We start from the raw sequence: 14,715 nt of genomic DNA, 5'->3' as shown, positions 1-14,715 counted from the left end.
CAATCTCTCTTAACAATTTGTGACTGAGATAGGCGGAGCCATTTCTACAGTACAGGCAACTTAAAATATTTAATATGGTCGATGGTAAGAAGTGGTTCGCGGTATATACCAAACCGCGATGGGAGAAAAAAGTGTCTGATTTGTTAGTAAAGGAACAAATTGTTACCTATTGTCCGCTCAATCGGGTAGTGAGGCAATGGAGCGATCGTAAGAAGTGGCTTTATGAGCCACTATTTACCTGCTATGTTTTCGTACAAGTTGGTGCCGATGAAATAAGCAGGGTAAAAGGCATAAATGGAATTATCAATTTTGTTTGTTGGTTAGGCAAACCAGCAATTATTAAAGATGAAGAAATCGAGGTCATCAAAAGGTTTTTAAATGAGTACGATAATGTTAATCTTGAGAAAGCAGAAGTAAATGTAAATGACGTGGTTCGGATTACAAACGGACCATTGATGCAGGCTGAAGGAAGCATCTTGTCTGTTGGAAAAAAGAAGGTTAAGGTCTATCTCCCCACGCTTGGTTATGCAATGGTTGCTGAGGTTGAAAAAGGTAATTTGAGAATTGTTAAGAAATCAAGTAGCTCTAGTAGACGCGATCAGCTTTTAAGATGAAGTGAGGAACTTTGACCTGGTTCAGCAAATGTCTTGTTTAGGAATTGAACATCTGTAATCGAGTATGAAAATATTAGTATCAGGAAGTGCCGGTTTCATTGGGTTTCATTTAACCATTGCTCTGTTGAAAGATGGATATGAAGTGATAGGAATTGATAATATAAATGAATACTATGATGTGAAACTGAAATACCAGCGATTGAAAGAATGCGGAATTGAAAAAAAAGAAGTTATTTGGTTCAAGGAAACTCAAAGCCGAAAATTTAATGATTACATTTTCATTCGGTTGAATCTTGAAGATAAATCGGAATTAATTGATGTTTGTGAAAGACACCGTCCCGATGTGTTCATAAACCTGGCAGCTCAGGCAGGGGTAAGGCATTCAATAACTCATCCTGACTCATATGTGCAATCAAATCTTGTCGGGTTTTTGAATGTCCTTGAATCATGTCGGAATATCAAGGCAAAACATTTAATCTATGCCAGTTCCTCAAGTGTGTATGGCCTGAACGTAGAAGTGCCTTTCTCCGTAAAACATTCTACAAATCATCCTGCTTCTTTATATGCGGCTACTAAAAAAGCGAATGAGCTAATGGCGCATGCTTATAGCTATTTGTACAACATACCAACAACAGGGCTGCGTTTTTTTACGGTGTATGGTCCCTGGGGCAGACCTGATATGGCTTGCTTTCTTTTTGCAGATGCCATATTCTCCGACAAGCCAATCCAGGTTTTTAATAATGGCAAGATGAAACGGGACTTCACATATATAGATGATATTGTAGGGGCCATTACCAGAATTGTCAATGCGCCCGCTCAGCCAAATGTGAATTGGAATGCAAGTCGGCCCGACCCTTCAACTTCCACTGCACCGTTCCGCTTATATAATATTGGAAATAACAGCCCTGTTGAATTGCTTGAATTTATTAATAAACTCGAGAATGCTATACACAAGAAAGCAATTTTAGAAATGAAATGTATGCAGGCTGGAGATGTAATGACTACCTGGGCAAATGTAGATGACCTCGCCGAGAATTTTGGTTATTCACCCGATACAGATTTGCAGGTCGGGTTAGAAAAATATATTGAATGGTATAAGGAATATTATTGTACGAAGTACAATTTACAAGCCGAGATACAAAGCTAACTGTGTAATTACCCGACATCAGTTTTCTTAAAGGGTTTTCGGCTTTGAACAAACTGTAAAATCATACCGCATTCTAACACAGATGAATAATATTATAGTTGAGCCGATTTCTGGGATATTTAACCCGCCCAAACAAGCTAATCTAAAACTTTCTTTGATCGAAGAGGTGTTACAGTCTTTTCATGAGCTTAATATCAAATATTGCCATTGGAAAAGTAACGAACATCTGGCTGCATCAATGTCGGGGGACACTGACCTTGACATTCTTTTCGACGAACAGGATAAGGCTGGGTTTGAGATCATCATGAACAATTACGGCTTTAAAAGATTTAACCCTATTAAGGAGAAACAATACAGGGATATTGAAGATTATATAGGGCTTGATTTGCCTTCTGGAAAAATTATTCACCTGCATACGCACTTTAAACTCACATTGGGTGAATCTTATTTAAAGGGATATCAGTTAAACCTTGAACAGAAAATTTTAGATAGCCGTGTCTTCGATGTTGAGTTTGGTATTTATCGAAGTGCACCGACTTTCGAGCTTTTACTGTTATTTTTTCGCTATGCATTAAAACTCAGAAACAGGGATATTCTGAAAAGTTATTTCAAAAAAGATATAAAATACAGTAAAAATGTATTGGCTGAGTATCAATGGTTAAAGGCCAGGTGTACTAACGATGAAATCGCTATACTTCTTAAATCTCTATTTGGTGATTATATCCCCATTTATGATTTGGTGACAAAAGAGTTTACGCATAAAACACTTTTAAAACTTTCCACTTTATTGCAAAAAAAACTAAAAACTCAACGTCTTTACTCTCCTTTAGAGGCAACAATATTAAGATGGTACAGGGAGATTGCGATCAAGGTTTACCGTAAGTGGGCAAAATATTCAAGCCAGCCAATTATTTCACAGCGTATCTATCCAGGGGGAGGTTTTGTTGTTGCTATAGTCGGGGCAGACGGGTCCGGGAAATCTACAGTGATTGGAAACCTGCAGGCAACATTTAAAAGAAAAATAGACGTATACAATATATACATGGGCAGGGGGAAGTCAGGTAAGATATCATGGCAGCGAAAGTTTTTAAAAGGTTTTAAAAAGAGCTATACACAATATCAGCAACCCCGGAAAATTATGATGCGTGATGATTTCTCTCCTAATCAGGGAAGAAGCTTCAAATTCAATTTGTTTAAATGCTTTGAGGCATTGACAGTTGCCAGGGAAAGACGCAAGAAGCTGAAAATGATCCGGCTTGCAAAGGCGAAAGGTATGTTGGTCATCTGTGACAGGTTTCCGCAAAACCAGTGCATGGGGTATAATGACGGTCCGGCGTTAAACTATTTACTTCACTCTAAAAATATTTTATTCAGGTTCCTTGCAAGAAAAGAAGCTAAGACTTATCAATTAGCTGAAGATAATCCTCCGGATCTGGTTTTTAAACTTGTAGCTAAGGCTGATTTAATTGCGATCAGAAAACCTAGTAACGCTTCATTACAAATGCTTGAATTAAAGATTGAAGGTATAAGGAATTTAAAGTATCCAGGGGATTGTGCTGTTGTAACCATTGATGCCGCCCGGCCGTTAAACGATGTCCTTGTTTCTGTTAAGAGTCACCTGTGGGGCTTGTGGAATTGAGTTTCTTATCCAACGCCTGAAGAAATTGCACGGGGGGTAATCCAATTGTTTGGAATTAGATTTATATGATTGATTTAGCTGTTGAAAAAAGTGCGGAAGTCCAAATTGAACGACCTGCAAAGCCAAAAGAAAACCTTAAGCAGCGGGCCTATCTTAACAGCTTAACCAGTATCATAGATTTTGCTGCAGTTCAAATCACAGGTTTGTTGGTAAGCCCCGTTATAGTCAGGGGCTTAGGTCCTGCGTTTTATGGTGCCTGGAAAATTATTGGACAGTTGACGGGTTACGCAACAGTTGCTGATTCCCGCGCAACCCAGGTGCTCAAATGGACAGTAGCCCGGAAAAAAGATATTGCCAGCGAGGAAGAATTGAGAAGTGATGTAACCAGTGCGTTTTTTGTAACCGCTTTTATTTTGCCGGTAATTTTGATTGCCGGGGCTATTTTATCCTGGTATGCGCCTTATATTACGAGGATTGACATAAAACATTACAGGCTAATTCGCATTACCTGTTCATTATTACTTTTCTCCTTAGTTATTGCCAAAGTATTTGACTTATTCGAGGCTGTATTGCGTGGAATGAATTTGGGTTTTAAGCGAATGGGGTTGCGGTCGGGAATCATAATTATTGGTGGTACTTTAAAAGTGTTTGTAATTACACAGGGGCATGGCTTAGTTGGTCTCGCCCTGGTTCAAATCTTTATTACCATCGTAACCGGCCTCAGTTACTACTTCATTGTCAAAAAAAGTGTTGGTTGGTTTGGGTTCGGGAAAACAAATTTTGCAAAAGTACTTTCCTTTTGCAGACTAAGCGGCTGGAATATGGCTAATACAGCCACTGATACTATACTTACCAGTAGTGATAAGGTTTTGCTTGGATTTGCTGCAGGTCCCGTTTTAGTATCTTCTTATGCCCTTAGTACCTTTCTGCCGTTAGCGATACAGGGTCTTTTGTTTCGTGTGATAATAGGAGCTATTCCGGGAATTGGCAAATTGTTCGGATTGAAAGAGTATTCAAAGATTTATAAGGTTCGGGATACTATGACTGGTTTAATTTTTTTATTAATAACTGCCACAGGAGTTACGATTATCCTTTTCAATGAGTCGTTTTTAAAAGCATGGGTTGGTGATGGTTTTTTTGCAGGCGATTTTATTAATTTATTACTCATTGTTATGATACTTCAGGATACACTTATAAAGCATGATGGTTATATTATTAATGCAACTTTAGACCTGAAGAAGAAGGTTTATCTATCCTTGATTTCATCCTCGATTTTTATTGCTTTAGGGCTGGTATTTACGGCAAAATGGGGGATTATTGGGCTTTGTAGTAGTTTAATTTGTGGTAAGTTTTTACTTTTTATCGGGCAAAGAAAATTTCTAAAAAGTAAAATAAAGCATGACGTGGAACTGTCTTTTATTCAACGAGTCCGGCCTTTGATAACATCCGTGTTAATGCTTTCTTCGGCGTTGTATATAACTACCTTCTTTCAACCTGTTAGATTGATTTGGATGATAGCGCTCGCATTAGTCTCCTTTGTCATTTCGTTTTCAATATTTTATCTGGTTGGCCTTCGACATGAGCAAAAAGAGGCGCTCTTGAAAATTATTTCTTCGATAAAGTTCTTTAAAACCAATTAACACTATCAGTTTCATATTTTATGAGAGTTTTACTAGTCGGCCCAAGGTTTCATACCAATCAATACCAGATGGTGAAAACACTCCAGGAACAAAACCATGATGTTTCATTCCATGTTGCCAGCCTCGGATCCACAGAAGATTATAGCTTACTTACCCCTTCAAGGTACAATCAAAGCAAACTATCTAAAGTAATCGAAAAGATATTTGGAAAAGGTGGTGTTAACAGGCCAAATTATTTTCCGGAACTCTTGCATTACTGGAAGACGCTCCGAAGTTTAAAACCAGATATTGTTATCATCCGCGACCCATTCAAATATTTTTCGTTTATCGCTGCTTTTTATTCATCTGTATTAAAGGCCAGAATAATTTTCTATACACAGGAAAATTTATTCAGGCCCCGAAGTACGAAAACAAGAATTGCACAAAGGCTGATGATTGCTTTTTTTAAAGCGGCCTGGATGGTTCCTATAAAAAGTGATAAAAAACTGCAAAGCAGCCAGATCAGGCATATGTATCACATTCCTTTACCCATTCCAATTAAAATATTTTCCCGGGATCATAAGAATTGCGAGGAGATAAGAATATTAATGATTGGAAAGTATAACCAGGAAAGGAAAAACCATTTGTTGCTAATAAATGCAGTTAATATTTTAAAGGATAAATACAAGCTAAAACTCACAATGGTAGGCGAATGTTCCAGAGATCAACAGGTCTTTCGATTTGAAAAAATAAAAGAATCGGTTTCCCGTCTGGGATTAGCAAATATTATTGATATGAAGAGAAATGTTCCTTATAATATGATAGGAGATTTGTACAAAACACATCATGTATTTGTTTTGCCAGCAGTTGATGAGCAATATGGAATATCTGTCACTGAGGCTCTTGGTTACGGTCTACCAGTAATTTGCACCGATACCTGCGGTGCACGATTCAATATAAAAGATGGCGAAAACGGATTAATAATCAAGTCTAATTCTTTGACGGCTTTGACTAATGCTCTTGAATCGCTCATTAGCAATAAAGACAAACTTGAACAAATGAGTAAAAATTCCGAGAAATATGTCTTAGCCAATCTATCAGGAAATATTTTTTACCGGCGATTTTCCGATTTGATCCAACAACGGTTTAATGTTGATTGCTGTAATTGAAGGAAAGGCTATTGGCGAAATCCGGTGCAGCTTAATATTTTTCAGGTCTGGCCCTTCATTCATTTAAAATACGATATATGGATTCTTACTACTTTTCAAAAGCATTATTTAAGATGCTGAAACTCGTGAACAAACCAGAATCAAAATGGGATTTGATCAGAAAATATCCTGTTCTTTTTTTCTATCCCCATATGAAGCGTAGAGAATATTTTTTCTTTAAAGAGTTGTGTAAAAACAAGAAGACCTTTTTGGAATACGGTTCAGGCGGTTCTACAATTTATCTCCTGAACTACAATAAGATTGTGTTTTCAGTAGAATCAAATCCAGATTTTTTCCGGTACATGTGCTCGATTAACTATATAAAGAGAGTATTAAATAAAAATTTGCACTATAAGTTTGTCGATCTGGGTCCCACAAACCGATGGGGAAAGCCTATATCTAACGATTATAATGACTATTGGCCCAGGTATTACGAAGAAATATGGGAAGAAATTAACCCGGCACTATATAAGGTCGATGTTGTTTTTATAGATGGGCGATTTCGTGTTTGTTGCTGCATGTATTCCATTTTGAAAGCGATAGAGTATGATTGGAGAGAAATAGTTTTCGTGATTCACGATTTTTGGCGGCGGACAAAATATCATGTAGTCCTTGATTTTCTCGAAGAGATTGAATCTAAAGAAAACCTCGTTTCTTTTCGCATTAAGGATGATATTGATGTAAGGAAGGTTAGGGAATTATTAGGAGAATATTCACTTGCAACAGTCTGATTCAAATATATTTTCAGATTTTGGCAGGTTATTTCTTAATCTCAAAGCACAACAATGGATAGGTTCTTTTTAATTATTGAAGTTTTGGGTTATTTATTCGCTATATATCTTTTTTCAAAAAAGAAAGAACTTGCAATTATTTATCTGCCTGTAATAATCTTTTCAAATAATATAATTGAACCCGTCTTTTCGGCATCGATCTATTATGGCACTATATCGTTTTTAATTTTGTATGGTATTCTACGAAACGGCACTTTCTTTAAAAACAATATCTATGCTTTAGTCCTGTTCTGTTATTTTTTTCTACTGCTCACACGGTCAGGTGATTTAGTGGCAATCCGTTCAAATGCTTTTTCCGTTTTTTGGTTATTTGTCTCAATTCCTTTAATCGCTGCAATATATAAAAAGTATTCAGCAGACGCGATTTTCAGAGAGCTTTCTAACTCGGCATTTTTAATATTGTTATTATTTGTTGCTAATGTCCTTATGTCAACAATCAACCACTATTCTCCTGCACATATGTATGGTATAGCCGGTGGTATTTTATATGGTAACATCTATGCCGCTGGGTTTAATATTTTATCGATTGCGGTATTTATCATGGCCTTGCAAATGATAATGACTCGTAAGCTTACATATATTTTACTTGTTATTTTAGCCTACAGTTTTATTATGCTCAGCTTAAGGCGAACTGTTATGTTAGTAAGTTCTATCGGAATTTTGGTGCCAATGATAACATTACTTTTTAAAAAGGAGGCAAAGCAATTTATTTTGCTGGGGTCATTTATTGTTTTTGCCGGTTTTTTTATTTACTCGGGTACTGGTTTCGGAAATGAATTGAAAGAACGGTATGAATTGCGGCAACTGAATGAAAGAGAGTTGGAGAATGAACCACGTATTGCAGAATACGAGCTTATTTACAAGGACATGTTTGTATATAATGCATACAGCCCTTTGATCGGTTTTGGATTATTCAATAGTTCTGGTCATTATGGCAAAGGTGTCTTTGAGCTGCGAACGCTGCATGGTGATTTGCCAAGTATAGCACATTCAAGCGGCATCCTCGGGGTTATCCTGTATTGCCTGATGATTATCACAGTATTTAAGATGTCGCTCGGGGCAGCTTCATTAATTATAGACAAATCAATTGTTTTTTTTGCGGCCGTGGCATTCCTGGTTTTTGCCGGTACAGGTCGCTTTACTGAGTCAGGCTCAATGTTGCTGATTTTCTTGTTGCTTATGTTACCATTAGCGCGAAGCAATATGGAGACGCAATCCGCGATTTCGACGGATAATAATGCTATCAATGTGTTGCATAAATCGCCCTTCTATAAAGATATTTAATGTATGTGCGCTGAAATAATAGAGATCATCGGGCCGCCAGGTATTGGCAAAACGACAATATATAACGCTTTATGTAAAAAATGGCGTGCATCATTTAATTGGATATACCAGGGTGCGCTTTTAATGCCTGCCCCTTCTCTTGAAGATTTTAATAGCTGGATAGTATTTAGAATCAAAAAGCTTTTAAATGGGGGGGGGGCGAAGAGTATTCCAATAGAATTCGGCTTACGTTTTGCACAAAACCATCCCCGGTTGGCAAATTTTTGCTGGGAACAATTGTCAGATGCAAGTATTTATCAGAATGATAATTCAGCTTTGCGTTTCCGCTCTGTTTATCTTTTGTATTTAGATTTTTGCCGATATCAGGCAATCGATGAAAAAAAATCCTTTATCCCATGTCTCCTTAATGAAGGATTTCTGCAGAAGTCTTTTTTGGTTCAAAGTGATTTGGTGCTAATGCCAGATTTAATCAATAAATATTTACCTCTCGTTCCCTTGCCGAAAGCTATAATTTATGTAAACACAGAAGATAAAGGAATAATTGTACAACGTTTGGTTAATCGATCAAAAACAATTGCCTCTCACCTTGGAAAAAATAAAAATGATTTACTGGGAGATATCCTTAAATGGCAATTCCAGCTTGAGCTTATTATCTCCTGGATGCTTGATCACAATGTCGTGGTTTATAATATTGATGGGGAAAAATCCATAAAAGAGAACGTGTTGTCTATAACAAAAATACTGGAGGGACAAAAACATTCCGATTCTTCCTTTGCGCAAAAAAATACTATAAATTTTACTGCTTACCGGCAATAAAAAGTAAATCAATAGGGCAGAATGTAATAGCAACAAGTCTTTGAACCGGGCTTTGAATAATACCTGAACAATGGCGAAATTTCTTTTTTTTGATGATATGATAATAAATATTCTTGTTAAACAAGAAAAGCCTTCCGGCGGAGCTGCTGTGCAGGCGTACGGGTGGATAAGAGGTCTTTTAGATGCAGGTGAAGAAATTAATGTGCTTACCGATATGTCTGAAAATAAAATTTTGAAGGAAGAATGCCTGGATATAATTCTATTGCCGTTGTATAATAAAAAAAAAGGTTTGCGATGGGTTCGATGGTTGTATTATCGCCTGCCTTATTTATACCAGACAATCAAAAGAAGCAAACCTGATTATTTTTATGAAGGTGTGCCGTGTTGGAAGTCGTTTTTCTTTGCGATAATATGCCGCCATTTAAGGGTTAAATATATTCTACGTATTTCGAACGATTGTTTTTTAGACGAGCGGGCCCACAAAACCCGTTCAGTGCCACATCTTTTCTTTCAGCGATTGGGAATGAAATTGTCATACTGCATTCTTTGTCAAAACAATTATCAATATAATATCATTAAAAAAGAGTTTCCTGGAAAAAAAATATTCAAGATTTCAAATCCTCTTCTTTTAAAAGGAGGAGCATTTTCAAATGAGATACAATCAAAAAATTACATAGCCTGGCTGGGAATATACCAATATCAAAAAAACATCCCGCTATTGTTTGAAATTGCTTCACTACTGGCCGACGAAAAGTTTTTGATTGCGGGAAAGGAACATCCAAGATGCGACGAAGAAACACAATATTATCTTCAGAAGTTAGGTCAATTGCCCAATGTGCAATTTGCTGGTTTTTTGGAAAGGGACCAGGTATTGCCTTTTTTTTCTAAAGCAAAGTATTTATTAAACACTTCTCATTATGAGGGATTCAGCAATACCTTTTTAGAAGCAATGTCAGTCGGAACCCCAATAATAACTACTGAAAGGGTCAACCCGGATAGTATCATTTCCAATCATAATTTGGGAATAGTGTTTAGTGATCTCCCGGAATTGCAAAAAATGTTCTCAGGCGTTACTACTGCAGTATATACTTCTATGTCAAAAAATGTTTTGACATATATAGAGCAGCATGATTATAAATTGTTGTCGAAAAAACTGCTGGCCATGCTCTCCACAAACTGATCAGATTTTTCTGAAACATTCGATTTAACCTGGTAGAATGATGTCTGGTGTTGAAAAACCCCGTATCCTGATTTTCATAGGAGGTCTCCGCGCAGGAGGCAAGGAAAGGCGCCTGATAGAGTTATTAACCTATTTGAAGGCAAGAAATTTGTTTGAAATTCTTGTTGTAATGACTAAAACTGAAATCCATTATACAGAATTCTTCAACCTTAATATTGAATATAAGATCATAAATAAAAAGCTTAAGAAAAAGGATTTGATGGTATTCTGGCAGTTTTATAAAATATGCAGGCAATACAATCCACACATCATACATTCCTGGGGACGAATGCAGTCTTTATATACTATTCCGGCAATTATTGGCCAGAATAAAACTTTGGTTAATAGCCAGATTACCGGGGCCCCGACGCGATTAAATAGTTGGACAGTAAACCGTTTAATCGACGTCATCAATTTTCGATTTTCGAAAGTGGTACTAGCTAACTCAAAAAAGGGGTTTGAAATCTTTAAACCTCCCTTAAGTAAGCGAAAGTTGATTTTAAATGGAATTAACCTGGCGCGTTTTGAAAATCTGCCGCCGGTTGATGAAATGAAGAAAAAATATGGAATCATTACTTCGCATGTCGTAATAATGGTAGCGTCGTTTTCGCCTGCAAAAGATTATAATTTGTTTATTAATGTGGCTTTGAAGGTAACTGGTATCAGGGATGATGTCAGCTTTATTGGGGTAGGTGGGTATGATAAAAATGATCTTGAATATAGAAGAATATGCAAATTAAGTGCAGAACATCCGAGGATAAGACTTCAAGGTGAAATTCAGGATGCTGAAGCCCTGGTAAATGCTTGTTCTATCGGCGTGCTGTTTTCTACTAATGGAGAAGGTACTTCTAACGCAATTCTGGAATATATGGCGCTCGGGAAACCAGTAATAGCAACCAATGCAGGTGGTACCGGTGAACTAATACGGAATGGCGAAAATGGTTATTTAATTGGTGAAGAAACTGTTGATGAAATCAGCGATTTTATACTGGAACTAATTGACGATACAGAAAAAGCCCGGCTGTTTGGAGCAATCAGCAAAAAGAGAATTCGCGATGAATTTTCAATTGACACCATGGGAAAGGAATTTGTAGCGGTTTATAACGATGCTTTAGCTTATGAGTATGGAAGTGAAGGCTTAGGACGTGCTATTTTAACAAATAAAACCTGACTCATGTTAAAAGACCGTATTTATTTGATTCATTCAGGTTCAACAATAGAATCACTATATACATTGTTTCCACTTATTGTTTCACAATTTAATCATCTGCTGGTTTATGTACATATAGATTCCAAAGAGGCAAGCATGGTGTCCGGTAAATGCGCAATACTGATTCGTGTGTTCAAAGGCAATAAGTTGTATACAACGAATGATCAGAAGAAAAGAGACCTAATCCGTGATTTCAGAAAACGATTTGATAGAATTATTATACTTGATGATGGTGCAGGAAGCGATAGCCTTCATTTTGAATATATAGATCTGGTGGATTTGTATTTTAAGGGGAAACTATTGCGTGACCGTCTAAATTATTTAAGGCCAATGTATGGAAGACAGTTGTTTACCGATTATTACCATCAGAGATTTAATATTATTGATGATAATGAAAAAATCAGGGCAGTGCCTGACAATCCGGATGTATTGAAAAAGTTAAGAATTTCCTGGAACCTTGGGTATGGGATTTACCCAATACCTGGTAGAACCTTAGTGCGACTTGCAAAGACCGCAACTAAACTAGGTTTTTCTAAATCGCTGAGACCATGGTTTATCTATTGTTATAAACAAATGATTGAGACTTTAAACAAACCGGTAGATATTACCACAAAGATAAATAAAGTGCAGGCCCGTTTTGGCGAAAGCGTTTTGCCGGAGACTATTGGTTTTCAACGAAAACTCTTTTTGAAGAAATGTATTAATAGTGAGGCCGTACTTTCCGGATCGGTAAAATCGAAATTATATAATAATGAAATTAAACTTGTGGCTTCAGTTTTAAGCCCTTTCGGCTGGGGCGAAGTGTGTTTCCGAGATTTTGAAACAATTATGAATGGCGGTTTATTAATTAAGCCAGATATGAACCACCTGGAGACCTGGCCTGATATTTACGTAAAGTCGAAAACTTACGTACCGGTAGACTGGGATGGAGATAATTTGACCGATGTTATTGATAGTGTTTCTGATAGAATAGCTGATTATCGCGGCATTGTTGAAGCGGGTAGAACGGAATACAGAAAAGCATTGTTAGGTTTAGACAGTCGCGTATTCCATTTTCTTAGCGAAGCTGTGGGGGCAAATGCTATAGTGGTTGAAAGCGATGATTTCTATAGTGAACAAGCCATCAGATGATTGCTGTTTCCTTGCTACCAGTTATCATCAACAGCTATGGTTATTTTTCAACGCGATTTTTTGAGGGTGTTTAACAATCTTAAACTTCAAACATATACAATGTGCGGAATTGTCGGTAGTATCAATTGTTATATGCCAGATGAGACAGTTCAGTTAATCAGGCATAGAGGCCCGGATGAGTTCGGTGCCAGAGAAATGATTATTAATAATCATGTTGTCAGGTTATTTCATCACAGGCTCTCGATATTGGATTTAAGTGCCAATGGTAGTCAGCCAATGGAATCTTCCGACGGGCAGGGCATAATTATCTTTAATGGGGAAATATATAATCATGCAGAATTGCGCGAGCTGATGTATGACCTGCCTTTCCGCGGCCATTCGGATACTGAGACGCTTGTTAATTTGTGCAGACTGTCTTGTACGGAGTACTCACTTTCTCAGCTCAACGGCATTTTCGCATTTGCTTACCTGGATATTGAAAATCAAAAGCTTTACCTGGTCAGGGATCGTTTTGGAGTAAAACCGCTGTATTATTATTTTGAAGAAGGTAAGGTAATTTTCTCATCCGAAATAAGACCTATAGTCGACAGGATAAGGCAAGTATTTTCGACAAGTTCTATCACATCTGCATTGGCATTACGCCATGTTCCTGGAGCTGCCACTCTGTTCAAAAACATATTTAAAGTAGAGCCTGGGCAATACATTGAAATAAATATTGGCGATAGTCTTTCACTAACAAAAAAATACTTTGCTGACTTAGATCAGCGAAAAGTGCCGGTTAATACAACGAGTAAACAACTGGTAACAGAATATGGCCAATTGCTTGAAAAAGCAGTCGAACGGCAGTTGCTTTCGGATGTTGAGGTGGGTATTTTGTTAAGTGGCGGCGTTGATTCATCTCTTATAGCTGCAATAGCAAGATCAAAAGTAAAAAGTATTAAGGCCTTTACTGTTGGATTCGATGATAAAGAACTTGATGAAAGAGAAAACGCAAGAATCACTGCCGCTTATCTGAATTTGGATCACTATTGTGCAGAAGTAAAGTTTGGCAATTTTTTGAATCAGTTCGAACAAATTGTCAATATTGTCGAAGAGCCGGTTGACTCAGGCTCGATATTATCTATGTATACGCTTTCAAAATTAGCCTCTTCAAAAGTAAAAGTTGTGCTGAGCGGGCAGGGCGCTGATGAACCATTAGGTGGATATAGAAAATATAAGGCTTTGCCGGTTATTGAGTTATTGTCATCAGCAAACTTTCTACAGGGATTTTTCCGCTTTTGCTCAAGGCATACCGGAAACCAAAATTTGCGAAGGATATTATCCACCTCAGGAACATCAGATGATCTTTATGCTTATTTTGAATTTAATAGCCTGTTTGGCAATCATGATATAGCTAAACTTTTAAACAAACAGGAAGCCGAATGGATTTCTTCGAACCATGATGCTGCCGTGAATTGTTTTCATGAAAGTTTAAGTTCCAGAAGAAACCTGCCAAATCGTAGAAGTAGTCTATATCCATATCTTGACACAAGAACTAAATTGCCCGAAACGCTTCTGAAATATACCGATAAAATTACTATGCATTTCGCCCTTGAGTGTCGGGTTCCCATGCTGGATAATGATCTGGTAGCTTTTATTGAGTCTTTGCCCAGAGCAAATAAGTTTGGTTTCAAAAATAGCAAAATCATACACAAAACCTTTGCGAAGGAGTATCTTCCAGGGGAGATGATTCATCGCAAAAAGTTAGCATTTCATGCTCCTTCAAAATCATATCTTAAAAATCATTCTAAAGAAATAAAAGAATGGTTTGTCATTAATGACAATAAGCTTTTTTGGAGAATATTTGATAGGAAAAAGATTTTAGGATTGGTTAATGAGCATGCGCAATTTGGAAATCGGGAAAAGGAACTGATACTGATTATGAGCACTTATTTTTTGACCGCTAAAAGAAAGGAACCTGTTCATATCTAGATTCTGAAAGACAACGATGGTTTATTTCGGGAGATTTCAAAAGAAGTATTTCAAAAACTTTATCTA

General features: G+C 37.1%; 12 protein-coding genes. All 12 read left to right on the top strand.

The annotated features are described in order from the left end of the window. Positions 1-74: 74 nt before the first annotated feature. The 12 genes from VK664_RS28925 (at position 75) to asnB (ending at position 14,649) form a co-directional block, all read left to right on the top strand. Positions 75-614: a UpxY family transcription antiterminator gene (locus tag VK664_RS28925; RefSeq protein WP_461402223.1), complete on the top strand. Its 540-nt coding sequence runs from the start codon at positions 75-77 to the stop codon at positions 612-614. A gap of 64 nt (positions 615-678) precedes the next feature. Further along, entirely contained in the window at positions 679-1,761 is a 1,083-nt protein-coding gene (locus VK664_RS28920) for an NAD-dependent epimerase/dehydratase family protein (protein ID WP_461402222.1), read from the top strand. Positions 1,762-1,843: 82 nt separating this feature from the next. Then, positions 1,844-3,400: a nucleoside/nucleotide kinase family protein gene (locus VK664_RS28915; RefSeq protein ID WP_461402221.1), complete on the top strand. Its 1,557-nt coding sequence runs from the start codon at positions 1,844-1,846 to the stop codon at positions 3,398-3,400. A 65-nt stretch (positions 3,401-3,465) separates the two neighbouring features. Continuing rightward, on the top strand, positions 3,466-5,040 hold the full coding sequence (locus VK664_RS28910; protein ID WP_461402220.1) for a lipopolysaccharide biosynthesis protein: 1,575 nt from the start codon (positions 3,466-3,468) through the stop codon (positions 5,038-5,040). A 20-nt stretch (positions 5,041-5,060) separates the two neighbouring features. Beyond that, complete coding sequence (locus VK664_RS28905; RefSeq protein WP_461402219.1) at positions 5,061-6,188, top strand: glycosyltransferase family 4 protein; 1,128 nt, start codon at positions 5,061-5,063, stop codon at positions 6,186-6,188. A gap of 77 nt (positions 6,189-6,265) precedes the next feature. Continuing rightward, positions 6,266-6,958: a hypothetical protein gene (locus VK664_RS28900; RefSeq protein ID WP_461402218.1), complete on the top strand. Its 693-nt coding sequence runs from the start codon at positions 6,266-6,268 to the stop codon at positions 6,956-6,958. Positions 6,959-7,012: 54 nt separating this feature from the next. Then, the gene (locus tag VK664_RS28895; RefSeq protein WP_461402217.1) at positions 7,013-8,302 is read left to right on the top strand and encodes a hypothetical protein; all 1,290 of its coding nucleotides are present in this window, start codon (positions 7,013-7,015) and stop codon (positions 8,300-8,302) included. Positions 8,303-8,305: 3 nt separating this feature from the next. Further along, positions 8,306-9,118 (top strand): hypothetical protein, encoded by an 813-nt coding sequence (locus tag VK664_RS28890; RefSeq protein ID WP_461402216.1) that lies wholly within the window; start codon positions 8,306-8,308, stop codon positions 9,116-9,118. Between the two features lie 70 nt (positions 9,119-9,188). Then, complete coding sequence (locus tag VK664_RS28885; protein WP_461402215.1) at positions 9,189-10,298, top strand: glycosyltransferase family 4 protein; 1,110 nt, start codon at positions 9,189-9,191, stop codon at positions 10,296-10,298. Between the two features lie 37 nt (positions 10,299-10,335). Then, complete coding sequence (locus tag VK664_RS28880) at positions 10,336-11,508, top strand: glycosyltransferase family 4 protein (protein WP_461402214.1); 1,173 nt, start codon at positions 10,336-10,338, stop codon at positions 11,506-11,508. Positions 11,509-11,511: 3 nt separating this feature from the next. Beyond that, complete coding sequence (locus VK664_RS28875; protein ID WP_461402213.1) at positions 11,512-12,678, top strand: hypothetical protein; 1,167 nt, start codon at positions 11,512-11,514, stop codon at positions 12,676-12,678. Between the two features lie 99 nt (positions 12,679-12,777). Beyond that, entirely contained in the window at positions 12,778-14,649 is a 1,872-nt protein-coding gene (gene asnB, locus VK664_RS28870; RefSeq protein ID WP_461402212.1) for an asparagine synthase (glutamine-hydrolyzing), read from the top strand. The last annotated feature ends 66 nt before the right edge of the window (positions 14,650-14,715 follow it).

The organism is Flavitalea sp. (genome assembly GCF_035489435.1).
Lineage (GTDB): Bacteria > Bacteroidota > Bacteroidia > Chitinophagales > Chitinophagaceae > DATHKG01.
The sequence above is the reverse complement of the archived record's forward strand: the minus strand, read 5'-3'. Positions and strand labels throughout refer to the sequence as shown.

What these genes read in the sequence shown, in the direction of transcription:
- VK664_RS28880 (WP_461402214.1), top strand. Translation starts at nt 10,336, where the DNA reads ATGATGTCTGGTGTTGAAAAACCCCGTATCCTGATTTTCATAGGAGGT.
- VK664_RS28875 (WP_461402213.1), top strand. Translation starts at nt 11,512, where the DNA reads ATGTTAAAAGACCGTATTTATTTGATTCATTCAGGTTCAACAATAGAA.
- VK664_RS28915 (WP_461402221.1), top strand. Translation starts at nt 1,844, where the DNA reads ATGAATAATATTATAGTTGAGCCGATTTCTGGGATATTTAACCCGCCC.
- VK664_RS28910 (WP_461402220.1), top strand. Translation starts at nt 3,466, where the DNA reads ATGATTGATTTAGCTGTTGAAAAAAGTGCGGAAGTCCAAATTGAACGA.
- VK664_RS28895 (WP_461402217.1), top strand. Translation starts at nt 7,013, where the DNA reads ATGGATAGGTTCTTTTTAATTATTGAAGTTTTGGGTTATTTATTCGCT.
- VK664_RS28890 (WP_461402216.1), top strand. Translation starts at nt 8,306, where the DNA reads ATGTGCGCTGAAATAATAGAGATCATCGGGCCGCCAGGTATTGGCAAA.
- VK664_RS28900 (WP_461402218.1), top strand. Translation starts at nt 6,266, where the DNA reads ATGGATTCTTACTACTTTTCAAAAGCATTATTTAAGATGCTGAAACTC.
- VK664_RS28925 (WP_461402223.1), top strand. Translation starts at nt 75, where the DNA reads ATGGTCGATGGTAAGAAGTGGTTCGCGGTATATACCAAACCGCGATGG.
- VK664_RS28885 (WP_461402215.1), top strand. Translation starts at nt 9,189, where the DNA reads ATGGCGAAATTTCTTTTTTTTGATGATATGATAATAAATATTCTTGTT.
- VK664_RS28920 (WP_461402222.1), top strand. Translation starts at nt 679, where the DNA reads ATGAAAATATTAGTATCAGGAAGTGCCGGTTTCATTGGGTTTCATTTA.
- asnB (WP_461402212.1), top strand. Translation starts at nt 12,778, where the DNA reads ATGTGCGGAATTGTCGGTAGTATCAATTGTTATATGCCAGATGAGACA.
- VK664_RS28905 (WP_461402219.1), top strand. Translation starts at nt 5,061, where the DNA reads ATGAGAGTTTTACTAGTCGGCCCAAGGTTTCATACCAATCAATACCAG.